The following is a 26,238-nucleotide window of genomic DNA, read 5'->3' as shown; positions in this document are numbered from 1 at the left end:
CGGTGCACGCCACCGAGGTGATCGTCCGGCTGAAGCGGCCGCCGCTCGACGTCTTCGATCCGATCAAGCCGTCCGACGCCAATTATGTCCGCTTCCGCATCGATCCTCAGGTGGCGATCTCGATCGGCGCCCAGCGCAAGAGAGCCGGCGACGACATGGTCGGCGAGCAGGTGGAGCTGACCGCGCTCGACGACTCCAAGGGCGACATGCCGCCCTATGAGCGGCTGATCGGCGACGCCATGAACGGCAACGGCCAGCTCTTCACGCGCCAGGATGCGGCCGAGCTTGCCTGGCGCATCGTCGGGCCGGTGCTCGGCGACACCACGGCGCCGGCAATCTATGCGCCCAAGACCTGGGGGCCGGCCGATGCCATGCACGGCTTCGGCCCGCCCGACGGCTGGATCAATCCGACCAAGTAATTTCCGGGGAGGACAAAATGGCCAAGGCAGCAAAGAAAGCCGCGGCGAGCGGCGATCCGATCGTGCTCACCATCGACGTCGGCGGCTCGCATGTGAAGATCCTCACCAGCGTGGGTGGCGAGATGCGCCGCACCCCCTCGGGGCCAAGCCTGACCCCGGACCAGGTCGTCGCTTCGGTCAAGAAACTGGCCGAGGGGCTGGACTATGACGTCATCTCGATGGGCTATCCCGGCCCCGTGCAGGACAACAAGCCCTCGCTCGATCCCTTCAATCTCGGCAAGGGCTGGAACGGCTATGATTTCACCGCCGCCTTCGGCATGCCGGTGAAGCTCGTCAACGACGCGCTGATGCAGGCGATCGGCAGCTATGACGGCGGCCGCATGCTGTTCCTCGGCCTCGGCACAGGCCTGGGCGCCRCCATGATCATCAAGAATGTCGGCCAGYCCATGGAGCTTGCCCATCTGCCCTACAAGAAGGGAGCGACTTTCGAGGATTATGTCGGCGAGCGCGGCCTTGTGAAACACGGGAAGAAGAAATGGCGCAAATACGTTTTCGACGTGGTCGGCAGGCTTCGCGCCGCCTTGCAGCCGGACTATGTCGTGATCGGCGGCGGCAATGTCGACAAGCTCGATGAATTGCCTGAAAAATCCCGGCGCGGCGACAACACTCGCGCTTTCGAGGGTGGATTTCGTCTATGGCGCGACAAGGCGCTGGTCGTCTGATATTGTTACATTTCAGTATAATTGTTCAAAACAGCGTGTATTGACGCGACAAAACGTTGCGCCACGCAGATTTGCCGACTAGGAATTCGCCGGCCTGCGGCCCCTGCGGCTTTTCAGAATTCGCCAACAACGCTCGCAGCGCCTTGATATTGTACACCGCGACAACCGGATCGGTTTCGCGGCCTTGCGGCAGAAATGGAGGGATTACGTGAACGAGGACACCAGCACAGCCAAGGAAGTCGACCTGCTCGAACTCACCGCTMACATCGTATCGGCCTATGTCGCGAAGAACCGCCTGCCCGCTTCGGACCTGGGCGGACTGATCGCCAGCGTCGCCTCCTCGATCGGCGGGATCAGCCAGCCGGCGGAGCCCGCGGCGCCCCCGCCGGTCCCCGCCGTCAATCCCAGGCGCTCGGTGACGCCGGACTACATCATCTGCCTCGAGGACGGGAAGAAGTTCAAATCGCTGAAGCGCCATATCGGCGTGCATTTCGGCCTGACGCCCGAAGCTTACCGCACCAAATGGGGCTTGCCCGTCGACTACCCGATGGTCGCTCCCAACTATGCGGCCTCGCGCTCGCAGCTCGCCAAGTCGATCGGCCTCGGACGCAAGGCGGAACCGGAGCCGGCGAAGCCCGCCAAGGGCCGGAAGGCCAAGGCGCCCGCCTGAAATAACGCGCCTGCACCAATGGTTTAAGCAAGCCTGCCGAGGAATCCGCCTTGGCAGGCTTCGTGCTTTTGTGGCTTGGATAAGGCGAGCAATTCCAGGAAAAGTGCAAAAACGGTTTTCCGTCCGGAATTGCGTAAAAACAAGAAATGGAGCGATTTACCGTTTCCGCGAGACGGCGAGGCGCTCCAATGGGGGAGCCGGCCATGAACTACGCCAGGATGGTGATCGAGAAGGAAGCGCCGGAGGAATACGGCTACGACCGCATCCGCTACAACCTCTCCGAAAGCTCGATCGCCGACCAGAAGCTCTCCGACATCGGTCTGACGCTTCCGGACCTCACCCTGTTCTATGGCGAGCATCGCGGCGACAGGGAGTTGCGCGCGCTGATCGCCGGGCAAGACAGAGGCCTTTCCCCGGACGATGTGCTGGTGACGGCGGGTGCCGCAGGCGCGTTGTTCATCATCGCCACGTCRCTGCTGTCGGCCAACGACCATCTCGTCGTCGTGCGGCCGAATTACGCCACCAACATCGAGACGCCGAAGGCGATCGGCTGCGCCATCTCCTATGTCGATGTCGACTTCGACCAGGGCTTTGCCGTCGACATCGAGCGCGTGAAGGCAGAGATCCGTCCGAACACCAGGCTGATCAGCGTAACCTGCCCGCACAACCCGACCGGCACGATGATGGCACGCGCCGATCTCGATGCGCTGGTCGCGCTTGCCGAGAGCCGCAAATGCCGGCTGCTGGTCGACGAGACCTATCGCGACCTTTCCTTTGGGACACGATTGCCCGCGGCGGCGTCGCTCAGCCCCAGCGCCATCAGCGTCTGCTCGCTGTCCAAGGCCTTCGGCATTCCGGGCATCCGCATCGGCTGGCTGGTGACCCGGGATCCGGAACTGCAGGAAACCTTCCTCGCCGCCAAGGAGCAGATCGGCATCTGCGGCAGCGTCATCGACGAGGCGATCGCCCGCGCCACGCTCGAACGCCGTGACGCCTTCCTGGCCTCGCTGCTGCCGGACATGGCCAGGCGCCGCGACATCGTGCAAGCCTGGATCGACGGCGAGACACTGGTCGACTGGGTGCGGCCGCAGGGTGGCGTCGTCGGCTTTCCGCGGCTCAACGTCGATGCCGGCTTCGACCTCGACAAATTCTACGCGAGGCTGCTGGAGCAGCACGGCACCTATGTCGGTCCCGGCCACTGGTTCGAGATGCCGAAACGCTTCTTCCGCCTTGGTTTCGGCTGGCCGACGGAAACGGAATTGCGCGGCGGGCTCGACGCCATATCCGCCGCGTTGCGGGACTGAGCCGCCATCCGGGCAAAAAATTCGATTTTCTTTGATCCGGCGCGGATTTTTTGCGCGCATGGCTTGGCGAACTGGGCTAAAGGATTGCGGCCGGACCAGCGCCCACCGTGGAAGTGCCCCGCCGGCCGTTGTCGCAACGGGGCCCTCGAACCATGACCGTCGAAGCAACGTCACCAGACCAGCGCTACGCCGCGTTCCGGCACCGACCGTATCTCAGCTACTGGACGGCGCGCTTCCTCACGACGTTCGCCACCCAGATCGTGTCGGTCGCCGTCGGCTGGCAGATCTACGATCTGACGCGCAATCCTTTCGACCTCGGGATTGTCGGCATCGTCCAGTTCCTGCCTTCGCTGCTCCTGGTGCTGGTCACCGGCGTCGTCGCCGACCGTTTTGGCCGCCGCCTGATCATGACTTTGTCGTCGCTCGTCGAGGCCGGCTGCGCGCTCGCTCTCCTGGTGTTGACGCTGCGCGGCCCTGGCAGCCCGCTGCCAATCTTCGTCGTGCTCGCCATATTCGGTATCGCCCGCGCCTTCTACGGACCGGCATCGTCCTCGCTGGTCGCCAATCTGGTGCCGCAGGAGGATTTCGCCAACGCCATCGCCTGGAACTCCTCGGCTTGGCAGACCGCGACCATCGTCGGCCCGGTCGCCGGCGGCCTGCTCTACGGCGTTTCGGCTGAAGTCGCCTATGCCACCGCCGCCATACTGATGCTGGTCGCGGCGCTGCTCGTCTTCACCATCCCCAAGCCCGCCCAGCAGACGGCCACCGACAAGCCGACGATGCAGACGCTGTTTGCCGGCTTCGGCTATATCTGGGGCGAGAAGATCGTGCTCGGCGCGATCTCGCTCGACCTCTTCGCCGTGCTCCTGTCCGGCGCCTCGGYGCTGCTGCCGGTCTATGCGCGCGACATCCTCGAGCTTGGCCCCTGGGGTCTCGGCCTGCTGCGCTCGGCACCGGGCATCGGCGCCATCTGCGTCGCCGTCTGGCTAGCCGGCCACCCGATCCGCGACCACGCCGGCAAGATCATGCTGGGCTTCGTCGCCCTGTTCGGCGCCTTCACCGTGCTGTTCGGCGTCTCGACCGTCACCTGGCTGTCGATCGCGGCGCTCGCGCTGCTCGGCGCCACCGACATGTTCAGCGTCTATATCCGCGAGACGCTGATCCAGCTCTGGACGCCCGACGAGGTGCGCGGCCGCGTCAACGCCGTCAACCAGGTCTTCGTCGGCGCCTCCAACGAGGTCGGCGAATTCCGCGCCGGCACCATGGCGGCGCTGATCGGCACGGTTCCCGCCGTGGTGATCGGCGGCATCGGCGCCGTCGCCGTCGCCGGCCTGTGGGCATATCTGTTCCCCGCGCTGCGGCAGGTCCGGCATCTCAACAGCCGCAATTGACTGGCGGATCAGGCCGACGGCACGCATCGGCCCATAGAGACATGGAATTGCAGTTGAGCTGCGACGGCACGAGCGCGGAAGCGCAGGTCGGGAGCCGATCTACTCCGAAAAGCTCACGCTGATGCCGCGCTGCCGAAAATAGGCCTGCATCAACTTGCGGCCGGCGCGGTTGTTCTGCGCCAACTTGGCCGGATCGAACACCGCCTGTTTCTTCCCCTCCCGTGCCAGCGCTGCCTTGAGCGTCGCGATATGCGCATCGAGGTCGGCATTGTCCGCTCGGAGTGAGGCATAGATATTTTCGGTCGCCTCGGCCACGGTCAGTTCGTTCACGTGTGTCGTCCTTCGCTTGATCGGGCGGCGCATAACACAGATTCGTGGCCGCGCCGATACCATCCATTTTTGTTCCTCGCGTTTCGAGGGGATGGCTTCTATTTTGGACAGGGCCCGATGCTGATGTAGCGAGGCGGGCTCTCACCTGACAGGAGGGTTACGTTGTGAAAATACGCACGACAACGCACAATCATCCCGGAGAACCAGGCGTCATTCTGCTGGATCAGCCATTGGCGAACATGATCGTGGCGACCGACATTCGCGATGGCGCAACGACGCTGTTCGGAACCGTCGATCTCCAGGTGAACTATTCCGGCAAGTACGACATCAGAGTTGAACTGTCGCCGGACGAACTCACCCGCACCTACCAGCTGCTCGTCAAAAATCTTCTCGGGAAAATCCAGGAGCTCACTGCCGAACCAGCGGCTTGAAACCCTTTAACCCGGGATTTCAGATAAGCACCTGATACTGAGCCGCGCGAAGTTCGCGATGGCGGTATCCCTACTCTTTGACGATCTCCGTCACGCAATGGACGTAGTCCATCCGGTGGCCTTCGGGGGCGCGCGCGACATCGGCTTCGTAGGCGCCGTAGAGATTGTCGACGATTGCGGCACGGTCACCGGAGGGACGCGAGGGATCGAGCGCGTTCGCAAAGACGGTTTCCGACCAGGAGCGGAGCGTCGGCACATAGGCCTTGGCGAAGGCCTGTGCGTTGCCATGGACCCGGAAGGCCTCGGCATAGGGGCATGGCGTCACCATGGTGAAGATATTCTCGAGCCTCAGCCCTGACCGCGACACCGGCGAAGCGGGATCGCGGAAGGGCGCCGCGAACTCGTCCGGCGTCTTGTAGAACTGCTGGAACGTCGCGTTGACATATTCCGCCTCGCCGATCCGCCCCGCCGCAAGCAAATCGCGCCAATGGCGCGCGAAGCTGTCGAACATGTCGACCCCGGTCGTGTGCCCGAGATAGCGGCCTTCCTCGTCGACGCAGAAATTGGCCAGCGCCAGCCGGCCGCCGGACCTCAGCTCACGGGCCCTGGCCAGCAGGATCGTCTCCCAGTCGCGCAGCCCCTGGGCGCGAAACTGCGCGCGCTCGGCCTCGGTCGCGCCGACCGCCTGGACATGGTCGGCGATCATGCAGGGCCGCGTGCTGATCCAGTGCATCGCGGTGGCGGAAAAGCCGAACGATAGCGAATTGTCGGGAAGGATCTGGCGGTAGAAGCTGGTGCCGCTGCCGAAAATGTAGAGCCCGGGCGTCTCGGCCAGCGGAACCTCCGTCGAGGTGCCAAGCAGTCCCTGGCTCAACCGGAATAGGGTCGAGAAATCGTTGTGCGGCAGGTCGGTATAGGTGATCGATATCGCCCGGTTCGGTTCCCTCTCCCGAACGGCGCCGACCAGCCGCCGCATCATGTCCATCGAGGTGCCGCCGTCGGCCGCGCCGAAATCGGCGACGGCGAAAGGCTGGCCATCGGCCAGCCGGGGCATTCCGGCGACGGCCTTGACGACGAGATCGCCGACCTTGTCGATGACATATTTGGCGCCGACCGTGTTGGCCGAGTAATAGCCCGCTCCACGCATGGCGATCTTCTGGCCGTCGGCTGCGCTCATTTGGTTCTCCCCTTGTTATTCATCGTCCACCCGGCCGCCGCCGGCTCCGCGCACGCGCGACCTTTCGCTTTCCGGCACATAGGTTCTGGCGGCGAAGGAATTGAGCGCCGCAAGCGTCCGCTCGTCGATCGCGCCGCGCCGGCCCGTGGCCGACTGATCGATGTCGGCGCGGTGTTCGACGACGACATCGGCGCGCGCCACCAGCCCGACCGGCCGCGCCACGCGCATGGCCGAGCGGCGCAGCATGGCGTCGAGCCACATTGGCAGGCCGACATTGATGATTGTCAGCGGCAGCGCGCTTGCCGGAAGCGGATCGTCGAGCAGCAAGGCCGCTGTTCGGATCGGACAGAGCGGCCTTTCGGCAGGCCTGTCGGGCTCGCCCTTTCGCCAGCGCGCCGCGCGGGCAGGATCAGGCGGGTCGAGGGATTGCGCGTTTTCGGCGAGGCTCAGCATGGCCACGCCCCAATCGTCGTCCTCAACCGCGATCCGGCGCGCCGCGCGACCGATATCCTCGGCCAGTCCCCATGAAAATCCGGCGCCCCGGGCCGCCTTGGCGCCCAGCGTCTCCACTTCGTTGAGCGAGAGCTCGATCACGCGGCCTCTCCTGCGGTCGCCATGGCGGCGACATCCTCGATCAGCGGCTCGCCGCTGAACAGCGCGATCCGCAGCCAGCGGTCGGAGCGCGGATCGAAACTGCGCGCGCCGAAGAACGCCAGCTTGGCGCGCAATATGTCGACGGGCCGCAAGTCGGCGCCGATCAGATTGTCGTGGATCTCGGCGTAGGGAAACCTGGCGACGATCTGGGCGCGCCGCACCGCATGGCGCCATTCCGGCCGACGCAGCAGGAAGTCGGCGACACTGGCCGATTGTGGTTCCTGCGCCAGCGCGGCCGCCAGGCTGAGCGCATCGCGCGCGGTGGCCAAAGGCTGTTCGAGCTCGGCGCCGTCCTCCTCGAACCGCTCGCCGAGCCGGGGCTCGAGCTTCTCCGCCGATACATACCAGAAGCGCGCACTGGCAGCCGGGTCGGCGAAATCGACATCAGCCGCCCAGGAATAGGCGTCGAGAAGCGCCTGGCGAAGCGAAGCGCAGGTGACGCTGCCGTCGATCGCATGTCCAGGCGTCTCGTCGGCCTTCATCGTGTCGCCGAGTTCGTCGACCAGCGCGCCATGCGGCTCGAGGATCAGCGAGACGCAGGCTTCCTGCCCTTCCAGCGAAAAATTGTCTTCCGCGAAGCGATAGACCGCGTCCCAGGGCCGGGGTTTCGCCAGGAGCCGGTCGAGGTTTTCGGTCAGCGCATCGAGATCGGCGGCCAGCGACATGGTCGCGGCGGCCTGGCGATCATCGTCGCTGTGCCAGCGGGCGACGCGTCGCGACAAATCGGCGAGCGCTTGCGCAAAAATCATCCGTTCCGCCGCGCCGGCATGCGGCTCTGCCCGCACCCGCGCCAGCGCGGTTTCACGGGCCAGGAACCAGCTATGCGTCAACAGCGGATGGCGCACGAGGAAGGGCGCCATGCCGAGCCCCGTCGCATTGCCGACCCCGAGCGCCCGGCGCAAGTCCGACGCCAGCCTTGCCGCGCCGGCCGGGTTGCGGCGACAGGCGATGTGATCGACAAGGTCGAGCGTGAAGGACCGGATCAGCCAGACGGTGAGCATCTCCGCCTGGAAGGATCCGGCAAGTTCCGGGCGCCCGGCGATCTCGTCGCGGTCGGCGATGCCGAACTTGCCGTTGCCGTAGACGGCCGTGGTGCGCAGCAGATAGCCGACGCCGAGCAGCTGCTCCTCGTCCGGCTGCCGCCCCCGCGCCAGCGCCGAAACCACGTCCTCGAACAGCCGCACGCTCTTGTTGGCGCGCGCCAGCACGAGCTCGCGATTGGTGTAGCGGCCCGCCTCCTGCAGCGGCGCATTTGCCTCCAGCCGCGCGATCTCGGCGGCGTCCGGCAATCCGTCGTAAAGCACGTAGCTGGTGTCCCAGGCCTGCGCGATCACCCGGTCGGAGCGCTCCTCGTCGTCGAGCGGCGTCGAGAAGGCGACCAGGCTGTAGGTCCTTGCCGGCGTCTCGACCGCATAGACCGCGCGCCCGAACCCATTGTCGTCCAGGTCGAACAGGTGCTTGCGCACGCGCCATTTTTCCCTGGTGGCGCGGCGGATCAGCTGGCGCAGGAAGCTGAGACGCGTCGGATGCGCGGCGCCAAGCCGCTGCAGCCGCATGACGACCTCCGGCGGGCGCAGCGCGATCGCCGTCATGCGGCGGTCCCGGCCAGCTTTTCGAGCGTGGCGAGCGTCTCCGCCGCCACCTCGATGCCTTCGGTTGCATTCCGCTCTCGCGCGCCAAAACGCTTCACGCCCGGCAGCCTTGCTTCGCCGGCAAAAGCGCCGGCAACGGTTTCCAGATTCCCCGCGAACGCTCCGGTCGACGTCGTATCGGGCGAGACCGCCAAGAAGAACTGGCCGGTTCCAGGCGGGCCACCGGCGGTGCCGGAGAAGGGGCTGGCGACAAGCCCGGGATTGGCTCCGGTCAGGCATGCGGCGAAGATCTCCACCAGCAATGCCGAGCCGACGCCCTTGTAGCCGCCGGCCGGCGCCATCGTGCCCTTCAAGGCTTCGCCGGCATCGGTGGTCGTCTCGCCGCTTGCGTCGAAGGCCCAGCCGGCAGGGATCGGCTCGCCGGCGCGGGCGCGCTTGATGACCTCGCTCTTGGCGACGACGCTGGCGCTCTGGTCGATGACGAAGCGCGCACCGCCTCGCCCGTCCGGGACCGCCAGCGACCATGGATTGGTGCCCAGCGCCGCCTTGCGGCCACCCCAGGGCGCGATCGAGGCCGGCGCGTTGGTGAATCCCAGACCGACAAGCCCGTTCCGCGCAATGTTTTCGGTGTGATAGCCCAGCGCGCCGCAATTGTAGGAATTGCGGATGGCAAGCGCCGCCACGCCTTGCGAGCGCGCCGCCTCGATAAGCGCCGGCAGGCCGAGGGCGATGGCCGCATGGGCAAAGCCGTTTGCGGCATCGACGGCGACGACCGCCGGAGCCGGCTGCGTCAGGCGCGGCTCGGCCTGCCCCAGCACCTTGCCGCAGGTCAGATGCTCGCAATAGGTCGGCAGATACATCAGGCCATGCGATTTCAGGCCGTCGCGTTCGGCCGCCGCGATGGCCGCGGCGAGCGCACCGGCTTGGCGCTCGCTGGCGCCGTGGCGAAGCAGGGCGGCCGAAGCCAGCGTCTCGATTCGGGCTTGGGTCAGTCGTGTCATCCGATCATCCGCCAATCATGCCGCCGCATAGCCAAATTCTCTCTCGCCGGCTTGCGCTTGCTGGCGAATGCATTCGATGAACCGCAGCGACGCCGGCTGCAGGTTGCGGCCCGCCTTGGCGATCCAGCCGACGGTGCGGCTCGAGCGCGGGTCGGCAAGCGGAACGAAGCGCACGTCGTGGCTCGATTTCCAGCGGCAGAGCCGGGGCAGGATGGTGACGCCGAGCCCGGCCTCCACCATCGCCAAATTGGAGCTCACATTGGTCGCGGTGAGCTTCGAGCCGGCGGCAAGCGCCTCGGTCTCGGCAAGCCCGAGCGCCGCGGCCGCGCCGTTGCGGATGAAGCTCTCGCCATCGAGCTCAGCCCATCTCAACGGACGTTTCGACTTCGCCAAAGGATGATCGGCCGGGCAGACGAAATCGAGCGGCTCGTGGAACAGCGGCTCGAAGCTGAGCTGCGGCCGCTTGCTGGCGAGCACGCACAGGCCCACCTCCACCATGCCGTTTTCGACCGCCTCGACGATGGCGCTGGAATCGCTGTCGCGGACATGGATGTCGAACCGGCTGCCTTCGGCGCGAAGCTTAGCGATCGCGCGCGGCAGCAGGGTCACGGCGACCGAAGGCACGCTGGCCACGTCGCAGCGGCCTTGCCGGTCCGCCGCATAGCTGGTCATCGCCAGGCAGGCGCGGTCGTAATGCGCGATCATGGCGCGCGCCTCGTCGAGCACGATACGGCCGACCGGCGAAAGCGCGCCCTTGCGCTCGCTCTCGAACAGCGGCGCGCCGATATCGTCTTCCAATTGCTTCAGGGTCATCGACACGGCCGAGGGCGTGCGGCCGATCTGGTCGGCGGCGGCGCGCACGCCACCGGTCTCGCAGACCGCGACGAAGCTGCGCATGCCGGTCAGGCTGATGGTTTTGGTCAATGTTAAGCTTGCCTGAACATTTGTGCCAAAAATTGAGCTTGATTGAAGTTCACAGCATTGGTTAGGTCGTTGTCAACCGAATTGATGCAGGTCGAACACGATGCTGAACGGTCAGAACTTCGTTGCGGGCGAATGGCGCGACGGCGCCGGCTGGGTCGAGGACATCAATCCATCCGACGTGACCGACATCGTCGGACGCTTCGCGCAGGCGCGGCTGTCCGACATCCATGACGCCGTGGCGGCGGCGCAAGGCGCGCAGCGGGAATGGGCGGCGGCGGGGCTGGAAGCGCGGGCTGCCGTTCTCGACGCCATCGGGCGCGAGTTGATGGCGCGTTCGAAGGAACTTGGCGAACTGCTCTCGCGCGAGGAGGGCAAGACCCTTCCCGAAGGTGTCGGCGAGGTCTATCGCGCCGGGCAGTTCTTCACTTATTTCGCCGCCGAGGCGCTGCGTAATCTGGGCAGCTCGGCCGACTCCGTCAGGGCCGGCGTCGATGTGCTGATCGAGCGCGAGCCGCTCGGCGTCGTTGCGATCATATCGCCATGGAATTTCCCCGTCGCCACCGCGTCCTGGAAGATCGCGCCGGCGCTGGCATTCGGCAATGCCGTGATCTGGAAGCCGGCCAGCCTCACCCCGGCCAGCGCCTGGGCATTGACCGAGATCATCAGCCGGCAGGCGATCCCGAAAGGCCTCTTTAACCTGGTGATGGGATCGGGATCGACGATCGGCCGCGAGCTTGCCGCCAAGGCCGACATACAAGGGTTGAGCTTCACCGGCTCCGGCGCCGTCGGCTCCGGCATCGCCGCGCTCRCCGCCGCGCGCTTCGTCAAGCTGCAGCTCGAAATGGGGTCGAAGAACCCGTTCGTGGTGATGGACGACGCCGACCTCGACCGCGCCGCCGACCTTGCCGTGAACGGCGCCTTCGGCGGCACCGGACAAAAATGCACGGCCTCGTCGCGCCTGATCGTCCACCGGCCGATCCATGACGCCTTCGTCGAGAAGCTGCTGGCGAAGACCCGGGCGCTGAAGGTCGGCCATGCGCTTGAGGCCGGCGTCCAGATGGGGCCGGTCGTCAGCGCCGAACAGCTCTCGGCCAATCTCGGTTATGTGACGCTGGGCATCAGCGAAGGCGCCGAGCTTGCGGCCGGCGGCGAGGCGCTCGATCTCGCGCATAACGGCCACTACATGGCGCCCGCCGTGTTCCTCAACGGCCGCTCGCGCATGCRCATCAACCAGGAGGAGATGTTCGCGCCGATCACCTGTGTCATTCAAGCCGACGATCTCGACKAGGCGATCATGCTGGCCAACGACACGCCCTACGGGCTGACAGCCGGCATCGCCACCCGCTCGCTGGCGCGCGCGACGAAATTCCGCCACGCCTCGCGCTCGGGCTGCGTCATGGTCAACCTAGCGACCGCCGGCACCGACTATCACGTGCCGTTCGGCGGCGTTCGTGCCTCGAGCTACGGCCCGCGCGAGCAGGGCCGCGCCGCGGTCGAGTTCTACACCCAAGTCAAGACATCCTACATCCACGCGGGCGCGCCCGAATGACCACCGGCGCGCCGCAAGTGCTCATCGACGGGCTGCAATATTGCAACTGGTCGCGCGAAATTTTCGAGGAGATGCGCCAGGGCGGCCTGACCGCGGTCCACGCCACGGTCGGCTATCACGAAGGTTTCCGCGAGACGGTGCGCCACCTCGTCGATTGGYGCACGCGTTTTCGCGACAATGAGGATCTGATCCTCCTGGCGCGCGATGCCGGCGACATCGAGCGGGCGCGAGCCTCGAACCGGACGGCGATCCTGCTCGGCCTGCAGAACCCAATGCCGATCGAGGACGACATCGGCCTGATCGAGATGCTGTTCGATCTCGGCATCCGCTTCATGCAGCTCACCTACAACAACCAGTCGCTGCTCGGCTGCGGCTGGATGGAGAAGGAGGACAGCGGCGTGACGCGGATGGGGCGCGAGGCGATCRCCGAGATGAACCGGCTCGGCATGATCATCGACCTGTCGCATGCCAGCGAGCGGACCGCGCTGGAAACGATCGCGTTGTCGCAGCGGCCGGTGGTCGTCAGCCACGCCAATCCGCGCTGGCTGCGCGACAGCAACCGCAATGTCTCCAGGGCCATCTTGCAGGCATTGCGCGCAAAGGAGGGGTTGCTCGGCCTTTCGCTCTACCCGCTGCACCTCCCGAACGGCTCGGACACGACGCTGGAGCAGTTCGGGAAAATGGCTGCCGAAGCGGCCGGGATCATGGGGGCGGATCATCTCGGCATCGGCTCGGATCTATGCCAGGACCAGCCCGACAGCGTCGTGCGCTGGATGCGAGAAGGCCGCTGGACCCGCGAGATCCAGGCGACCGCGAGCTTCCCGCCGCAGCCGTCCTGGTTCAGATCGAACCTCGATTTTCCGAAGCTGTCGCAAGGCCTTTCCTCGGCCGGATTCGGTCAAGCCGAAACCGCGTTGGTCCTCGGCGGCGCCTGGCACCGCTTCCTCAAGGCCAGCCTGCCTTCCGCCCGGGATTCGCAGGCAACGAGCTGATAGGCGCGCGGGCAGGCCCAGGTGGGGCCAAGCCCGGCCGTCCAGAGCAATCGGGCTTTGGCCTACCCCACCGCCGGCCGACCAAAAATCAGCCCCAGAAACTCGCCCAGCCAGCGCTTCAAATGCATGTCCCAGATCAGCCGGCCGCCGAGATGGTCGCGGCCGGGCTGAGCGCCGGGCAATTCGAAGCGATGCGCGCCGCGCACCACCCAGCGCTGCATCATCACGCGTGTCAGCTCGCCATGGAACTGGATGCCCCAGGCGTTCTCGCCGTAGCGGAACGCCTGGTTGGGATAGGTTTCCGCGGTTGCCAAAAGCGTCGCTTCCTTCGGCAGCGAAAAGCCTTCGCGGTGGAACTGGTAGACCATCTCCGGCCAGTGCAGCAGCTTCTTGCCGGCCTCGGTCGCTTCAATTGGATACCAGCCGATCTCGACCAGGCCTTCGCCATGGCCCTCGACCTTGYCGCCGAGATGGTTGGCGAGCATCTGCGCGCCGAGGCAGATGCCGAGGAACGGCCGGTTCTCCTTGAGCGGGATTTCCAGCCAATCGGTCTCGCGGCGGACGAACTCGTCCTCGTCATTGGCGCTCATCGGCCCGCCGAAGATAACCGCGCCGGCATGATCGTCGAGCGTGCAGGGTAGCTCGTCGCCCAATGGCGGCCGGCGGATGTCGAGGTCGAAACCTTCTTCCAGAAGCATATGGCCGACGCGGCCGGGGCTCGAAGTCTCCTGATGCAGCACGATCAGGATTTTTGGTCTCGGCCTCGGTCTGGGTGGCATGGAAGGCGAAGGATCCTGTTATTCGTCGCTCGACTGGCCCTTGGCGCCAGGCGCCTGGGCCGCCGCCTTTTGGCGCGCCTCGATGCGGTCGCGGCGCTCGACGCCGATCAGCTCGGCGACCCGCCAGACGGTGTTGTCCTCGAGCTCGTCAAGCTCGCCGTCGGYATAGACGATCTCCCACATCAGGCCGATGAAGGCCTTGCGCGCCTCGGCATCGAGATCGCGCTTCAAGACGCTGGTGAAAGCGTACAGGTCGATCGCCTCGTTGTCGGCGCGCTCGCCGGCCGCGGCCAGCGCGTCGAGCTCCGCGCCGCTCACCGAATAGGTCTCGGCCAGGATCTGCTTGAACCGCTCCCATTCGACGTCCTGGCGCACGCCGTCGGCGTTCATCACATGGTAGAGCAGCGCCGAGGCCGCGACGCGCGGATCGTCGGCGCTCGGCTTGGCCGCGCGGCCGGCCGGCAGATCCCTCAGGAAGGACAATACGCGCTCGAACATCGATGATTTTTCCCTGCCCGCCAAATCTTTCTTGTCCGCCACGCCGGACCTCAAAACAAACGAAACCGGCGCGGCGATTTTTCCGCTTCTTCTTCCGGCGCGACACCCGGATCGTCCGGCAGAGGCGGCAGCTCCGGGCCGCGCCCGGCGGTTTCGGCCTCGCCGCCGGCTTCCACGACGGCCGTGTCCTTCTCGCCGCCATTCGCGGGTACCGGCGCCGTCTTCTCGGCCGCAGCATCGGCGACGATGTCGATCGCCTTCTCGGCGACAGGCTGGACAGGCGGCGCAGCGGTGATCGCCGGCACCGCGACATCCGCGTCGCTGTCGATCAGCTGGCCGAGCCGCTCCATCGGCGCGCGCCAGGTGAAAGCGTCGAGCTTGCCGGTGATCGGCGATACCGGCGCCCAGCGCTCGGAGATGACGCCGTCCGCCACCCAGGCGGGATCGCGCGGCGCGCGCACGGCTTTGGACAGCAGCTGCCGCACCTTGCCCTGGTCGCCGGTCTCGGCTTCCTCGATATCGGCGAGCAGAAGATAGGCGCCCTCGCGGCGATCCATGCGGATTGCCGCCTCCGCCTCGCGCCGCGCGGTGGCGAAATCCTGCGCGTCGAGCGCCGCGCGCGCCACGGCCATGGACGATTCGGCGTGGTTCTTCTTCAAGTCCTGCAGCTTCTTCGCTCGGTTGAGGCGGTCGAGCACCGCATCGCCCGGTCTGGCATGGGTGTAGAGCTCGGCGATATCGGGATGCGGCTCGGCCTTCCAGGCGGCCTCCAGGATCTTGGAGCCCTTGCGCACGTCGTTTTGCCGGATAACCAGATCGGCGGCGATCACCGCCGCCGGCGCGAAATCGGGCGCCAGCTTGTTGGCTTCGAGCGCCGCCGTGCGGGCCGCGTTCGGGTCGCTGTCGACCAGCGCCTGCGCCTTGGCCGTCAGCAACACGGCGCGGCGGCGGTTGGCCGCGTCGCGCTCGATCTGCCTTGTCGATTTCTGCGCCTCGACCAGCTTCAGCGCGCCGTCCCAGTCGCCGCGTTCGGTGAGCTCCTCGAGCGTCGATTCCGCCGCCCAGGCAAGCTGCGGCGCAACCGCCGCCGCGCGTCCGGCATAGTGGCGGGCGGCGTTGCGGTCGCCAAGGCGCTCGGCCTCCAGATAAAGCCCGCGCAGGCCGAGCAACCGCATCTCCGGATCGTCGAGCATGCGCTCGAATTTCTCGCGCGCGCCCTCATGGTCGCCCTCGAGCAGCGAGGCCTGCGCGTCGAGCAGGTTGATCAGCGGCTCCCGGTCGGAGCTGATCAGCTTGGCGGCCTCCTTGGTCTTCTTGCGCGCCAGCGCGCCGTCGCCGGCGCCGGCGGCGATCATCCCGGTCGACAGCGCCTGATAGCCGCGGTCGCGGCGGCGAACGCGAAAATAGCGCGAGATCGTGTAGGGGCTGTTCCACAGCGACTTGATCAGCCACCAGACGATCATCACCGCAGCAACCACGGCGACGATCGCCACTGCCGCCACCATCAGCGTGACCTGGTACTGGTAGCCGTTGAAGGTGACGAGCATGTCACCCGGGCGGTCGGCCAGCCAGGCAAAGCCCAACCCCAACGCGAAGACGACGGCGAGGAAGACGAGGAGGCGGATCATCTTGTCTCCTTATGCCTTCGTCGCGCCGGCAATCAGCGCTTCGAGCTGCTTTTCAACCTCCAGCCGCGCCTTCAGTTTGCCGGCAAACTCCGCGCCGGCCGCCTTTGCCGCGTCGGGCAGCGTGWCGTATTCGCTGAGCGCCTTGGCATAGTCGCCCTGGTTGACCGCCACTTCCATGCGGGCGACGGTTTCCGGAGCGCCCTTGCCTTCGACAGTGCCGACCGGCCGCACCTTGATCAGCGATTCCGCGCTCGACACCAGGCTCTGGAAGAAGCCGGCATTCTGGTCGACCGGCCTTGCCGCCTCGACCATGGCGTTGGCCGCGGCATCGGCCTCCGACGCGATGGTGGCGCGGGTCGGCACGCCCYTTTCGGCATAGGAGCGCAGCGCCGCAAGCTCCGGCGCGTCCGGCGCGATCGCCGCGAACGTGTCGAGCTCGGTCGCAAAAGGCGCGCCGCGGTCGAGCGCCGACTTCAGCGCCGAGGCGGCAATGGCCAAAGCGATCTTCGGCTGCGAGGCCTGCGCCTCGACCTTGCCGGAAAGCTGCGACACGGACTGCTCAAGCGCCGCCACCCGGCCGTCCACGGCCTTGGCCGCGTCGCCGGTCGATTTCACCAACGCGTCGAGCCCGGCGATCTTCTCATTGAGCGGCCCAAGATCGACGGGCGCGGCATTGCCGTTCTTCTGCAGCTCGGCAACGGTGGCCTCGATCTGGCCGACCTTGTCGCCGAGCGCCTTCAGCGCGGCGCCGTCGCCGCCCTGTCCTGCGGTGGATTTCAGCGCCGCGACATCGGCCTTGACCTGCGCGAGCGCCGAGGAAAGGCCGTCGACCTTGGCCGACACGCCGGTGTCGCCGCTTTCCTTCAACGCCGCGATTTCGCTTTTCAGCGAAGCGATCTCGCCATTGACGCCGTCGAGCGAACCGCCGTTCGATCCCGGCGCGCCAATCAGCCCGACCGCCTGCAGCAGGCCGGCGCCGGCAAGCGCGATCACGCCGCCGACGACGCCCGCGGCAATGGCGTTGACACCGGTTCTGCGCGGTGGCTGCGGCATGCGATCCTCGCTGCTCGTGTCGCTTGGTTTCGCTGCCGAGGCGCCGGCGCCGGGCGCGGACGCATCCTCGAAATTGTAGTCGAAGCCCTGGTGCTGGCTTTTCGGCGCATCGGAACCGCCGGGGTAAGGCTTTTCCGGCTCATCCTTGCCGACCTCGGGCTTGTCGGATGTCGCCTGCGCGGCGTCGCTATGCTCCCACGGCTCGATATCGGCCTGCTCGGCATGGATCGGCTCTTCCGGCGCCTCCGGTTGGGAAGCGGCGGCGGCCTCTTCCGCCTTCGCCTCATCGGTCTGGGCCGCCTTGGCCTTCGCGGCATCCTCGTCGGTGATTCGCGAGACGGCGCCGGGCTCGAGTTCGATGGTCACCGGCTCGCGCCGGCTCTTCGAATGTCGCATCTTCGGCGTCTTGACCATGCTTGGGCTCCGCAAAATGGCTGATCAATGGGTCCAGAGCGTCAGGATGCTCTAGCACATCACCAAGCGGTGAAAAGGGGCGGTGTGATGACGCGGCTCAACCGGGCAGCGACAAAAGCGCCAGCAGCGCGTCTTCCTCGGGTTTGGCGGCGATGCGGACCCTGTGACCGGCAACCCCATCCAGCGGTTCGGCGATCCGGGCCGAGAGCGCCAGGAATTCCGTTTTTTCAAAGAGATGCCTTAGCGTTGGCCGCTTAATCAGGCTGACCAGCGCCAAGCTGGCCTTGGCCGAATAGAGCAGCGCCGCCCCCACCGGCCGGCCCGACAGACGGGCGACCACATCGGCGTCGCCATAGTCGATCGCCGTTGTGTCGTAGGTCTCGATTGCCTGGACATGCAGGCCCGCCGCACTCAGCCGATGCTCGAACACCGGGAAGCGAACGCGGCCGCACAGATAGACGATTGCCTTACCGGCAAGGCCGCCGGCGATCACATCTGCCAGCGCCTCGGCGTCGCCAGGCCCCTCCATGACGGCGAGAAATCCCGCCGCGCGGCAGGCTTCGGCCGTCCTTTTCCCGACCGCGTGGCAAGGCAGGCGCGCAAGCGCCGCGACCAGCGCTTTCGGTGCATGCCGCACCGCATTGGCGCTGGTGACAGCAACCGCCACGGCATCGCCGCCGATGCTCGCTTCGACAGGCAAGGCGCTCGTTACGGTCAGCGGCAGCAGGACCGGCTGGAATCCCTGTGTTTCGAGGCGTCGTGCCGTGCGCGACGCGCCGGGCTCCGGCCTCGTCACCAGGATGCGGACCATGTCAGGCCCAGCCGTCGAAGAACTTAGCGCCGGCCCTGGCGCGAACCCTGCGCGCGGCGTCCAGTCCTATCTCCGCCGCGTCCGCGGCCTCGCCCTCCAGCCGGACCTCATGCGATTCGGTGCCGTCGGGCGAGATGATCAGCCCGTCAAAGGACAGTTTTTCGCCCGCTACCGTCGCATGGCCGGCGATYGGCGTGCGGCACGAGCCGTCGAGCGCGGCAAGGAAGGCGCGCTCGCAGGTGAGCGCCTGGCCGGTCGGCACATGATGGATCGCCGCCAGCATCCTCTCGACGTCGCGGTCGCCGATGCGCGCTTCGATGCCGATCGCGCCTTGCCCCGGCGCCGGCGGAAAATCCTCGAGCGGCATCAGGTCTGTGACGACATGTTCGAGCCCGAGTCGCTTCAGCCCGGCATAGGCGAGGATCGTGCCCTCGGCAACGCCTTCGTCGAGCTTGCGCAGCCTGGTCTGCACATTCCCGCGGAAGATCACCACCTCGAAATCCGGCCGCATGCGGCGAAGCAGCGCCTGGCGCCGCAGCGACGACGACCCGACCACCGCACCGCGCGGCAAGTCGACGATCCGCTTCACCTTCTTGCCGATGAAAGCGTCGCGGGCGTCCTCGCGCGGCAGGAACGTGATAAGCTCCAGCCCGTCGGGCAGCACCGTCGGCATATCCTTCGACGAATGCACCGCGATGTCGATGCGGCCATCGAGCAGCGCTTCCTCGATTTCCTTGGTGAATAGGCCCTTGCCGCCGGCTTCCGAGAGCGGCCGGTCCTGGATGCGGTCGCCGCTGGTCGAGATCGGCACCACCTCGAACGCCTGCTCTGGCAGGCCATGCGCCTGCATCAGCCGCGCCCGCGTCTCATGCKCCTGGGCCAGCGCCAACGGGCTGCCGCGTGTTCCGATTTTCAAAGTTTGCATGGCGCGCGGTCCGTGATAACCCCCGGGCAGCTTGAGGTCTGCCGGGCCTTTTCCTAATTGGGATTGGCCGGTGATACAATCTTTGAGGCTAGCGACCAATTGATCCGCGTTCTGGGCATTGAGACGAGCTGCGACGAGACGGCGGCCAGCGTGGTGGCGCTGGACGGCGCTTCCGCGCCCGAAATCCTGTCCAACATCGTGCTCAGCCAGATCGAGGAGCACGCGGCCTTCGGCGGGGTCGTGCCGGAGATCGCCGCGCGCGCCCATGTCGAGGCGCTGGACGGCATCGTCGAGGYAGCGCTCGCCGATTCATCCGTATCGCTCGACGAGGTCGACGCCATCGCCGCCACCGCTGGTCCCGGACTGGTCGGCGGGCTGATCGTCGGCCTGATGACGGCCAAGGCGATCGCCGCCGCCGCCAACAAGCCGCTGATCGCCATCAACCACCTCGAAGGCCACGCGCTGACGGCGCGRCTGACCGATGGGCTCGACTTCCCCTACCTCCTCCTGCTCGTTTCCGGCGGTCACACCCAGATCGTCGCGGTGCGCGGCGTCGGCGACTATCAGCGCTGGGCGACCACGATCGACGATGCGCTGGGCGAAGCCTTCGACAAGACGGCCAAGATGCTCGGCCTGCCCTATCCCGGCGGCCCGAATGTCGAGAAGGCCGCGGCCAGTGGCGATGCGAACCGCTTTGCCTTCCCGCGTCCGATGAAGGGCTCGGCGCAGCCCGACTTCTCCTTCTCCGGCCTGAAGACGGCGGTGCGCCAGGCGGCAACCGCGATCGCGCCGCTGAGCGACCAGGACGTCGCCGACATCTGTGCCTCCTTCCAGGCGGCGGTGGCGGACGCGCTGGGCGATCGTGTCGGCCGCGCCCTTGCCCGCTTCCGCCAGGAATTYCCGCGCCAGGCAAAGCCGGCGCTGGTCGTCGCCGGCGGCGTCGCCGCCAACCGCACCGTCAAGGCGACGCTTGAAGCGCTTTGTTCCAAAGCCGGCTTCGCCTTCGTGGCGCCACCGCAAAAGCTCTGCACCGACAACGCGGCGATGATCGCCTGGGCCGGCGTCGAGCGGCTGCGCGCCGGCATCGCCGACGAAAACGCCGCCGACTTCGTGCCGCGCTCGCGCTGGCCGCTCGACAGCGTTTCGACGCCTTTGGTCGGCTCGGGCCGGCGCGGTGCCAAGGCATGAGCGCGAAGGGGGCGAGCGGCAGGAAGCCGGGCAGCGGCTGGCGCGTCGCGGTGCTGGGCGGCGGCGCCTGGGGCACGGCGCTGGCGCTGGCCATGCTGCGCGCCGGCCATGATGTCCGGCTCTATGCGCGCGACTCCGAAACCGTCGCCGCCATCGCCCGCGGCGAGAACCCGCGCTATTTGCCCGGCATCAGGATCGAGCCCGGCATCGCGGCCACCGGCGATATGGCCGAGGCGCTCGACGGCGCCGACTGCGTGCTCGCCGTGACGCCGGCGCAATCGCTGCGCGCTGTGCTCGCCGGCGCGCGAAGCCACGTTCCTGCAGGCGTGCCGCTGGTGCTCTGCGCCAAGGGCATCGAACGCGACACCGGCGCGCTGCTGTCGGCGATCGTCGAGGAAAGCCTGCCGGGAAATCCGGTCGCGGCGCTCTCCGGTCCGAGCTTCGCCAGCGACGTCGCGCGCGGCCTGCCGACCGCCGTCGTGGTCGCCGCCCGCGATGCGGAACTGGCGGCCGAGCTTGCCGCCCGCTTCTCGGCCGAGAACCTGCGCTGCTATTCCAGCGACGACCTGATCGGCGTCGAGATCGGCGGCGCGCTGAAGAACGTCTTCGCCATCGCCGCCGGCGCGATCACCGGCGCCGGCCTCGGCGCCAGCGCCCAGGCCGCCATGGTGACGCGCGGCTTCGTCGAACTGCGCCGCATCGGCGCCGCCTTCGGCGCGAAACCGGAAACCCTGATGGGGCTTTCCGGCCTCGGCGACCTCTTGCTCACCTGCTCCTCGGCGCAGTCGCGCAATTTCGCCTATGGCCTGGCGCTCGGCCAGGGCAAGCCGCTTGCCGGCCTGCCGCTGGCCGAAGGCGTGCCGACGGCGGGCATCGCCGCCCGCATCGCCGCCGAGCGCGGCATCGAGGCGCCGATCATCTCGGCCGTCGCCGCCATCCTCGACGGCAAGGTGACCATCGGCCAGGCGGTGACCGCGCTGATGACACGCCMGCTCAAAACCGAAACCGACATCTGAACCATCGGAGTTGAAAAATGCTGTTTGCGTTGATTTGCAAGGACAAGCCCGGCAGCCTGCAGCTGCGCGTCGACACGCGGCCGGCGCATGCGGCCTTCCTGGAAGGCCTGATCAGCGAAGGCAGGCTTGCCTTTGCCGGTCCCTTCCTCGACGCCGACGGCAAGCCGGACGGCAGCCTGGTGATGATCGAGGCGCCGGACATGGCCGGCGCCCAGGAGCTCGCCGCGGCCGACCCCTACGCCAAGGCCGGCCTGTTCGAAAGCGTGCAGATCCGGCCGTGGAACTGGGTCTTCCAGAAACCCGCCGACGCATGATCGTTCGCTGCTCTCGCCGCAACGGCGGCGAGAGAGTAAGCATAGACGGCAACGCCATGCGTGGCGGCAAAGCGATGGGACAAACGATATGAATTACTGGCTRTTCAAGTCCGAGCCCTCGGTCTTTTCCTTCGAGGCGCTGAAAGCCAAGGGCAAGGCCGGCACGCAATGGGACGGCGTGCGCAACTACGCCGCCCGCAACAACATGAAGGCGATGCAGATCGGCGATCTCGGCTTCTTCTACCATTCCAATGAGGGGCTCGACATCGTCGRCATCGCCGAGGTCTRCGCGCTGGCGCACCCCGACACCACCACCGACGACCCGCGCTGGGAATGCGTCGACATCCGCGCCTACAAGGACGTGCCGAAGCCGGTGACRCTGGAACAGGTCAAGGCCAACCCCAAGCTCGCGGAGATGGCGCTGGTCCGGCTCGGCCGRCTTTCCGTGCAGCCGGTGACGCCGGCCGAATGGAAAGAGGTCTGCCGCATGGCCGAACTCAACCCGGCGCCGTGAAACGACTGACGCCGAAAACCGCGAAGACCTTCATCCTCGACAACACGGCGCTGATGGCGCCGCCGCATGTGCCGGAAGTGCTTCTGCACCTCGCCGACGAGGCGCATGACCTTTGGCTGCGCACCGAGGAGGAGCTGGCCGAGATCGGCCTGCCGCCGCCCTTCTGGGCCTTTGCCTGGGCCGGCGGCCAGGGTCTCGCCCGCTATGTGCTCGACCACCCGGGGACCGTACGCGACAGGCGCGTGCTCGACTTCGCCTCCGGCTCGGGCCTCGTCGCCATCGCCGCGATGAAAGCGGGCGCGAAGCAGGTGATCGCCGCCGACATCGACCCGTTCTGCGAGACGGCGATCGCCATCAACCTCGAAGCCAATGGCGCTGAAGCGCAATTCCTCGGCACGGATTGCATCGGCACCGACGGTGGCTGGGACGTCGTGCTTGCCGGCGACGTCTTCTACGACAAAGCTTTCGCCGACAGGCTGCTGCCCTGGTTCGGGTCCCTGAAGGCGCGCGGCGCCGAGATCCTCGTCGGCGATCCCGGCCGCGCCTACCTGCCGAAGACCGGGCTGCAATCGCTTGCCGTCTATCAGGTTCCGGTGACGCGCGTGCTGGAGGATGCCGACGTCAAGCGTACGACCGTCTGGCGCCTTGCTTGACGCGACAGGCGAACAAGCGTTCCATCGCATTTCGATCCGGAGGGGAAAGCATGGATTTTTCGGTCGTGAACTGGCTGGCGGTGATTGTCGCCGCCGTTGTCGCATGGTTGTTCGGCGCCGCCTGGTACATGAGCCTGAGCAAGCCCTGGCTGAAGGCGGCCAAGCTCGACCCGGCCACAATGAAGCGCTCGGCCGTTCCGTTCGTCGTGAGCTTCATCGCCGAGCTGATCATGGCGCTGGTGCTGACGCTGGTGGTCGGCGCCATAACCGGCGGCGAGCCGAACCTTATAGCGGGATTGCTGTTCGGCTTCGTGCTTTGGCTGGGCTTCATCGCCACGACGCTTGCCGTCAACCACCGCTATGAAGGTTTCGGCTGGGCCCTGACGCTGATCGATGCCGGCCATTGGCTGGGAGCGATGCTGATCATCGGCGCCATCATCGGCTGGTTCGGCGCGCCCGCGGCGCCAGCGGGTTAAGTCGCCATCACGTCGGCGTCTTCGCCGCCTCCTCTATAAGCCATTCGCGAAAGGCCACGACGCGCGCGTCGTCTTTCACGGCCTCGGGATAGACCAGGAAATAGGCGAATTCCGGGGCGACCTTGATGCCGAGCTCGAAGGGCCGCACCAGGCGCCCTTGCGAGAGATCGTTGGCCACCATGGCAAAGTCGGCGAGCGCCACCGCATTGCCGTCGAGCGCCGCCTGGGTGGCATCGGTCGAGGACCCGAAGACCAGCGTGCGGCTGTCGTCGAAATCGTCGACGCCGGCGGCRTGCATCCACATGCTCCAGTTCGGCCAGGTCACGCCCTGCCGCGACCATTCGATATGCGCGAGCGTATGGTTGAAGAGGTCGCGCGGCTCCTTCAGCGGCGGACCTGAGGCGAGCAGCGCCGGGCTGCAGACCGGGATGATGATGTTCTCGAACAGCCGATGCGCGATGATCCCCGGATATTTGCCGGTGCCGAAGCGGATGCCGACATCGACATCGTCGCGCTCGAAATCCCTGACGTCGTAGGTGATGTCGAAACGCAGCTCGACGCCGGGCTTCTGCCGGCGGAAATCGTCGACGCGCCGCATCAGCCACTTCGTCGCGAACTGTGCGTCGAGCGTCACCTTCAGCAGCGCCGTGCCGCGGGTCATCTTTCGGGCGCGGCTGACGGCGCGGTTGAGCAGGTCGAGCGCATCGACCGAGGCCTCCAGCAGCAAGTTGCCCGCCTCCGTCAGCCGGATGGTACGGCTGGTGCGCGTGAACAGCACCAGATCGAGCTGGTCCTCGATTTCCTTGATCTGATGRCTGACCGCCGCCGGCGTCAGGCCGAGCTCGTCGGCGGCGCGGGTGAAGTTGAGATGCCTGGCGGCCGCCTCGAACGTCCGGAGCGCGCGTGTTCCCGGCAGCAGCTTGGACATACGATCTCCAAATAAAACTTGACGATCAGAAAAGAACTACTCGTTTCCCGTTTGTTTTTCAATCCGGCATCATGGCCTCATCGAAACACCATAAAACTGGATTTGATATCCGGAGAACACGGGATAAAGCCATGTCTGAGATCGCCCTGAAACCCTGCACCCCCCTGGAATCGCCCTCGGGCCTGACCGTTTGGCTGCGTTCGGCGCGCGATTGGCTGCACCAGGCTCGCGTCGCCGCCCGGCTGCCACACGAATCGGTCGAAGACCTCTCCGACAGCCAGCTGCGCGACATCGGCGCCGAGCGCCGGGATATCTCGAAGACGATGGATCGAGAGCTTCGCGAGATCGGGCTGCTCGGTACCGGTTGGCAGCAGCCGAGACGGTAGGGATTAGGGATTAGGCAATAGGGAAGGAGACTCCAAGACACCTACTGYCTACTGCCTACTGCCTACCTGATTACCTTCACCACCGTCCGATCCGACAGCAACGGAAGCAGCCTCGCCATGGTCCGCGCCGTCACCGCCACGCAGCCTTGGGTCGGCGTGAAGCCCGGCCGCGCCAGATGGAAGAAGATCGCGCTGCCGCGCCCGCGCCGGCGCGGCGCGATGTTCCAGTCGAGCACCAGGCAGACATCGTAGAGCCGGTCGTCGCGCTTCATCCGCTCATGGCTCGCGCCATAGGGGATCTTCACCGGACGGTTGTAGTTGCGGTCGTCCGGCACCTCGCACCAGCCGAGATCCGGACCGATCGGCGCCATCGGCAGCCTCGTCCGGCGACCGCCCGGAAAATGATCGCCCCGGAAATAGCCCGACAGGATGCGCATCGACGCCAGCGGCGTCGCGCCGTCCCCTTCATGCTTGTTGGCGGTGATGCCGCTGCGCCCCAGCGCACAGGGAAACACCGTTTTGCCGGCTTGCAGGAAGCCTTGCGCGGGGTTGCCGGGGCGCGCGCGCACCACCAAAACGCCCAGGCCTTTYGRCAAAAATGYGCCCGCCGCATTGCGAGCGCGTTTTTTCTTGTATGATCGTGTCACGGAACAAATCACTGTGATYGGCTGTTGCGCCGGTGAGCTTCCGCATAAATGGGGGGAGGTCAACTGAATATTCTTTTTAAAACAACGGATTGATATCCATGACATCACGCACCATCCTGATCGTCGATGACGACGACGACCTGCGCGCCACCCTGGTCGAGCAGCTGGCGCTTTACGAAGAATTCGACGTCCAGCAGGAATCGACCGCCGCAAAAGGCGTTGCCGCCGCGCGTGGCGGCGTTGTCGACCTGCTCATCATGGATGTCGGCCTGCCCGATATGGACGGCCGCGAGGCGGTGAAGATCCTGCGCAAGGGCGGCTACAAGGCGCCGATCATCATGCTGACCGGTCACGACACCGATTCCGACACGATCCTGGGTCTCGAGGCCGGCGCCAACGATTATGTGACCAAGCCCTTCCGCTTCGCCGTGCTGCTCGCGCGCATCCGCGCCCAGCTTCGCCAGCATGAGCAGAGCGAGGATGCGACCTTTTCGGTCGGTCCTTACACGTTCAAGCCCAGCCAGAAGCTGCTGATCGACCCTCGCGGCGCCAAGGTGCGGCTGACCGAGAAGGAAGCCTCGATCATCAAATATCTCTACCGCGCCGACCAGAAGGTGGTGACGCGAGACGTGCTGTTGGAAGAGGTCTGGGGCTACAATTCCGGCGTCACCACGCACACGCTGGAGACCCATGTCTACCGGTTGCRCCAGAAGATCGAGCGCGATCCTTCCAATGCCGAAATTCTTRTGACAGAAAGCGGCGGCTACAAGCTGGTTCCTTAAACATTTCATGATCTGGAACAATTCCAGGAAAAGTGTGAAACGGTTGGGCTCGGCGGCTTCGCCGTAGCCT

The 26,238-nt window shown here is 66.4% G+C and carries 29 protein-coding genes and 1 pseudogene; 16 read left to right on the top strand and 14 right to left on the bottom strand.

Annotated features, from left to right (window positions below; translation table 11 throughout):
- From LCM4576_RS20665 to LCM4576_RS20645, 5 genes and pseudogenes are all read left to right on the top strand, one after another.
- Nucleotides 1-419 (top strand): annotated as a pseudogene (locus LCM4576_RS20665) (glucose-6-phosphate dehydrogenase); the annotation flags it as partial.
- A 17-nt stretch (nucleotides 420-436) separates the two neighbouring features.
- Nucleotides 437-1,141 carry an ROK family protein gene (locus LCM4576_RS20660; RefSeq protein WP_071034281.1) on the top strand — a complete coding sequence of 235 codons (705 nt, stop codon included), beginning with the start codon at nucleotides 437-439 and terminating at the stop codon, nucleotides 1,139-1,141.
- A 208-nt stretch (nucleotides 1,142-1,349) separates the two neighbouring features.
- Nucleotides 1,350-1,811: a MucR family transcriptional regulator gene (locus LCM4576_RS20655; protein ID WP_071034279.1), complete on the top strand. Its 462-nt coding sequence runs from the start codon at nucleotides 1,350-1,352 to the stop codon at nucleotides 1,809-1,811.
- Nucleotides 1,812-2,014: 203 nt separating this feature from the next.
- Nucleotides 2,015-3,115: an aminotransferase class I/II-fold pyridoxal phosphate-dependent enzyme gene (locus LCM4576_RS20650; protein ID WP_071031124.1), complete on the top strand. Its 1,101-nt coding sequence runs from the start codon at nucleotides 2,015-2,017 to the stop codon at nucleotides 3,113-3,115.
- A 152-nt stretch (nucleotides 3,116-3,267) separates the two neighbouring features.
- Nucleotides 3,268-4,506, top strand: a complete 1,239-nt coding sequence (locus LCM4576_RS20645) for an MFS transporter (RefSeq protein WP_071034278.1) — start codon at nucleotides 3,268-3,270, stop codon at nucleotides 4,504-4,506.
- A gap of 99 nt (nucleotides 4,507-4,605) precedes the next feature.
- Here LCM4576_RS20645 and LCM4576_RS20640 read toward each other — a convergent pair whose 3' ends face one another.
- A complete protein-coding gene (locus LCM4576_RS20640) occupies nucleotides 4,606-4,869 on the bottom strand; it encodes a hypothetical protein (RefSeq protein WP_040991486.1) in 264 nt (87 codons plus the stop codon).
- Nucleotides 4,870-5,000: 131 nt separating this feature from the next.
- On the opposite strand from LCM4576_RS20640, the gene LCM4576_RS20635 reads away from it, so the two are divergent.
- On the top strand, nucleotides 5,001-5,267 hold the full coding sequence (locus tag LCM4576_RS20635; RefSeq protein WP_131803272.1) for a hypothetical protein: 267 nt from the start codon (nucleotides 5,001-5,003) through the stop codon (nucleotides 5,265-5,267).
- Between the two features lie 70 nt (nucleotides 5,268-5,337).
- On the opposite strand, the gene LCM4576_RS20630 is transcribed toward LCM4576_RS20635, so the two are convergent.
- Genes LCM4576_RS20630 through LCM4576_RS20610 form a run of 5 tightly spaced genes read right to left on the bottom strand, consistent with a single transcriptional unit; the run spans nucleotide 5,338 to nucleotide 10,615 of the window.
- Nucleotides 5,338-6,444 carry a hypothetical protein gene (locus tag LCM4576_RS20630; protein ID WP_071031030.1) on the bottom strand — a complete coding sequence of 369 codons (1,107 nt, stop codon included), beginning with the start codon at nucleotides 6,442-6,444 and terminating at the stop codon, nucleotides 5,338-5,340.
- Between the two features lie 15 nt (nucleotides 6,445-6,459).
- Nucleotides 6,460-7,038, bottom strand: coding sequence for a DUF3726 domain-containing protein (locus tag LCM4576_RS20625; protein ID WP_071031029.1), 579 nt, complete (start codon nucleotides 7,036-7,038; stop codon nucleotides 6,460-6,462).
- Complete coding sequence (locus LCM4576_RS35915) at nucleotides 7,035-8,690, bottom strand: hypothetical protein (protein ID WP_116390044.1); 1,656 nt, start codon at nucleotides 8,688-8,690, stop codon at nucleotides 7,035-7,037. The genes LCM4576_RS20625 and LCM4576_RS35915 overlap by 4 nt, the downstream gene beginning before the upstream one ends.
- A complete protein-coding gene (locus LCM4576_RS20615) occupies nucleotides 8,687-9,691 on the bottom strand; it encodes an Ldh family oxidoreductase (protein WP_071034277.1) in 1,005 nt (334 codons plus the stop codon). The genes LCM4576_RS35915 and LCM4576_RS20615 overlap by 4 nt, the downstream gene beginning before the upstream one ends.
- 15 nt (nucleotides 9,692-9,706) lie before the next feature.
- Nucleotides 9,707-10,615 carry a LysR family transcriptional regulator gene (locus tag LCM4576_RS20610; protein ID WP_071034276.1) on the bottom strand — a complete coding sequence of 303 codons (909 nt, stop codon included), beginning with the start codon at nucleotides 10,613-10,615 and terminating at the stop codon, nucleotides 9,707-9,709.
- Nucleotides 10,616-10,715: 100 nt separating this feature from the next.
- Between LCM4576_RS20610 and LCM4576_RS20605 the strand changes: the two genes are divergently transcribed.
- Together LCM4576_RS20605 and LCM4576_RS20600 are read left to right on the top strand one after the other, a co-directional pair.
- Nucleotides 10,716-12,164, top strand: coding sequence for an aldehyde dehydrogenase family protein (locus tag LCM4576_RS20605; RefSeq protein WP_071034274.1), 1,449 nt, complete (start codon nucleotides 10,716-10,718; stop codon nucleotides 12,162-12,164).
- On the top strand, nucleotides 12,161-13,156 hold the full coding sequence (locus LCM4576_RS20600; RefSeq protein ID WP_071034273.1) for a membrane dipeptidase: 996 nt from the start codon (nucleotides 12,161-12,163) through the stop codon (nucleotides 13,154-13,156). The genes LCM4576_RS20605 and LCM4576_RS20600 overlap by 4 nt, the downstream gene beginning before the upstream one ends.
- 62 nt (nucleotides 13,157-13,218) lie before the next feature.
- Here the strand turns inward: LCM4576_RS20600 and LCM4576_RS20595 are convergent, their stop codons facing one another.
- The 6 genes from LCM4576_RS20595 to hemC form a co-directional block, all read right to left on the bottom strand.
- A complete protein-coding gene (locus LCM4576_RS20595) occupies nucleotides 13,219-13,935 on the bottom strand; it encodes a glutamine amidotransferase (RefSeq protein ID WP_071034271.1) in 717 nt (238 codons plus the stop codon).
- Between the two features lie 18 nt (nucleotides 13,936-13,953).
- Entirely contained in the window at nucleotides 13,954-14,433 is a 480-nt protein-coding gene (locus tag LCM4576_RS20590; protein WP_071034287.1) for a TerB family tellurite resistance protein, read from the bottom strand.
- 50 nt (nucleotides 14,434-14,483) lie between these two features.
- Nucleotides 14,484-16,061 (bottom strand): heme biosynthesis protein HemY, encoded by a 1,578-nt coding sequence (locus tag LCM4576_RS20585; RefSeq protein ID WP_071034270.1) that lies wholly within the window; start codon nucleotides 16,059-16,061, stop codon nucleotides 14,484-14,486.
- A gap of 9 nt (nucleotides 16,062-16,070) precedes the next feature.
- Nucleotides 16,071-17,528, bottom strand: a complete 1,458-nt coding sequence (locus LCM4576_RS20580; RefSeq protein ID WP_071034268.1) for a COG4223 family protein — start codon at nucleotides 17,526-17,528, stop codon at nucleotides 16,071-16,073.
- Nucleotides 17,529-17,625: 97 nt separating this feature from the next.
- Nucleotides 17,626-18,339: a uroporphyrinogen-III synthase gene (locus LCM4576_RS20575; RefSeq protein WP_071034267.1), complete on the bottom strand. Its 714-nt coding sequence runs from the start codon at nucleotides 18,337-18,339 to the stop codon at nucleotides 17,626-17,628.
- A 1-nt stretch (nucleotide 18,340) separates the two neighbouring features.
- Nucleotides 18,341-19,264, bottom strand: coding sequence for a hydroxymethylbilane synthase (gene hemC / locus LCM4576_RS20570; RefSeq protein ID WP_071034265.1), 924 nt, complete (start codon nucleotides 19,262-19,264; stop codon nucleotides 18,341-18,343).
- Nucleotides 19,265-19,366: 102 nt separating this feature from the next.
- Between hemC and tsaD the strand changes: the two genes are divergently transcribed.
- The 6 genes from tsaD to LCM4576_RS20540 all read left to right on the top strand — a co-directional run bounded on the left by tsaD (nucleotide 19,367) and on the right by LCM4576_RS20540 (nucleotide 23,425).
- A complete protein-coding gene (tsaD, locus tag LCM4576_RS20565; protein ID WP_198540279.1) occupies nucleotides 19,367-20,452 on the top strand; it encodes a tRNA (adenosine(37)-N6)-threonylcarbamoyltransferase complex transferase subunit TsaD in 1,086 nt (361 codons plus the stop codon).
- Entirely contained in the window at nucleotides 20,449-21,468 is a 1,020-nt protein-coding gene (locus LCM4576_RS20560) for an NAD(P)H-dependent glycerol-3-phosphate dehydrogenase (RefSeq protein WP_071034261.1), read from the top strand. Before tsaD ends, LCM4576_RS20560 begins: the two co-directional genes overlap by 4 nt.
- A 17-nt stretch (nucleotides 21,469-21,485) precedes the next feature.
- The gene (locus LCM4576_RS20555; RefSeq protein WP_071034260.1) at nucleotides 21,486-21,782 is read left to right on the top strand and encodes a YciI-like protein; all 297 of its coding nucleotides are present in this window, start codon (nucleotides 21,486-21,488) and stop codon (nucleotides 21,780-21,782) included.
- A gap of 88 nt (nucleotides 21,783-21,870) precedes the next feature.
- The gene (locus LCM4576_RS20550; protein ID WP_071034258.1) at nucleotides 21,871-22,296 is read left to right on the top strand and encodes an EVE domain-containing protein; all 426 of its coding nucleotides are present in this window, start codon (nucleotides 21,871-21,873) and stop codon (nucleotides 22,294-22,296) included.
- Nucleotides 22,251-22,949 carry a methyltransferase gene (locus LCM4576_RS20545; RefSeq protein WP_071034256.1) on the top strand — a complete coding sequence of 233 codons (699 nt, stop codon included), beginning with the start codon at nucleotides 22,251-22,253 and terminating at the stop codon, nucleotides 22,947-22,949. The genes LCM4576_RS20550 and LCM4576_RS20545 overlap by 46 nt, the downstream gene beginning before the upstream one ends.
- 50 nt (nucleotides 22,950-22,999) lie before the next feature.
- Nucleotides 23,000-23,425: a DUF1761 domain-containing protein gene (locus tag LCM4576_RS20540; protein WP_071034254.1), complete on the top strand. Its 426-nt coding sequence runs from the start codon at nucleotides 23,000-23,002 to the stop codon at nucleotides 23,423-23,425.
- A 7-nt stretch (nucleotides 23,426-23,432) separates the two neighbouring features.
- On the opposite strand, the gene gcvA is transcribed toward LCM4576_RS20540, so the two are convergent.
- Entirely contained in the window at nucleotides 23,433-24,353 is a 921-nt protein-coding gene (gene gcvA, locus LCM4576_RS20535; RefSeq protein ID WP_041002930.1) for a transcriptional regulator GcvA, read from the bottom strand.
- 131 nt (nucleotides 24,354-24,484) lie between these two features.
- Between gcvA and LCM4576_RS20530 the strand changes: the two genes are divergently transcribed.
- A complete protein-coding gene (locus tag LCM4576_RS20530; RefSeq protein ID WP_071034252.1) occupies nucleotides 24,485-24,739 on the top strand; it encodes a hypothetical protein in 255 nt (84 codons plus the stop codon).
- Nucleotides 24,740-24,801: 62 nt separating this feature from the next.
- Here the strand turns inward: LCM4576_RS20530 and LCM4576_RS20525 are convergent, their stop codons facing one another.
- Nucleotides 24,802-25,398 carry a L,D-transpeptidase gene (locus LCM4576_RS20525; RefSeq protein WP_071034251.1) on the bottom strand — a complete coding sequence of 199 codons (597 nt, stop codon included), beginning with the start codon at nucleotides 25,396-25,398 and terminating at the stop codon, nucleotides 24,802-24,804.
- 86 nt (nucleotides 25,399-25,484) lie between these two features.
- Here LCM4576_RS20525 and LCM4576_RS20520 point away from each other — a divergent pair, with 86 nt between their 5' ends.
- Nucleotides 25,485-26,168 carry a response regulator transcription factor gene (locus LCM4576_RS20520; RefSeq protein ID WP_071034249.1) on the top strand — a complete coding sequence of 228 codons (684 nt, stop codon included), beginning with the start codon at nucleotides 25,485-25,487 and terminating at the stop codon, nucleotides 26,166-26,168.
- The last annotated feature ends 70 nt before the right edge of the window (nucleotides 26,169-26,238 follow it).

Source organism: Mesorhizobium sp. LCM 4576, from assembly GCF_001854815.1.
GTDB classification, from domain to species: Bacteria; Pseudomonadota; Alphaproteobacteria; order Rhizobiales; family Rhizobiaceae; genus Mesorhizobium; species Mesorhizobium plurifarium.
The sequence above is the reverse complement of the archived record's forward strand: the minus strand, read 5'-3'. Positions and strand labels throughout refer to the sequence as shown.

Coding starts and splice junctions, on each gene's coding strand:
- LCM4576_RS20615 (WP_071034277.1), bottom strand. CDS start 9,691: ATGACACGACTGACCCAAGCCCGAATCGAGACGCTGGCTTCGGCCGCC.
- LCM4576_RS20530 (WP_071034252.1), top strand. CDS start 24,485: ATGTCTGAGATCGCCCTGAAACCCTGCACCCCCCTGGAATCGCCCTCG.
- LCM4576_RS20630 (WP_071031030.1), bottom strand. CDS start 6,444: ATGAGCGCAGCCGACGGCCAGAAGATCGCCATGCGTGGAGCGGGCTAT.
- LCM4576_RS20545 (WP_071034256.1), top strand. CDS start 22,251: ATGGAAAGAGGTCTGCCGCATGGCCGAACTCAACCCGGCGCCGTGAAA.
- LCM4576_RS20540 (WP_071034254.1), top strand. CDS start 23,000: ATGGATTTTTCGGTCGTGAACTGGCTGGCGGTGATTGTCGCCGCCGTT.
- LCM4576_RS20640 (WP_040991486.1), bottom strand. CDS start 4,869: ATGCGCCGCCCGATCAAGCGAAGGACGACACACGTGAACGAACTGACC.
- LCM4576_RS20575 (WP_071034267.1), bottom strand. CDS start 18,339: ATGGTCCGCATCCTGGTGACGAGGCCGGAGCCCGGCGCGTCGCGCACG.
- LCM4576_RS20555 (WP_071034260.1), top strand. CDS start 21,486: ATGCTGTTTGCGTTGATTTGCAAGGACAAGCCCGGCAGCCTGCAGCTG.
- LCM4576_RS20585 (WP_071034270.1), bottom strand. CDS start 16,061: ATGATCCGCCTCCTCGTCTTCCTCGCCGTCGTCTTCGCGTTGGGGTTG.
- LCM4576_RS35915 (WP_116390044.1), bottom strand. CDS start 8,690: ATGACGGCGATCGCGCTGCGCCCGCCGGAGGTCGTCATGCGGCTGCAG.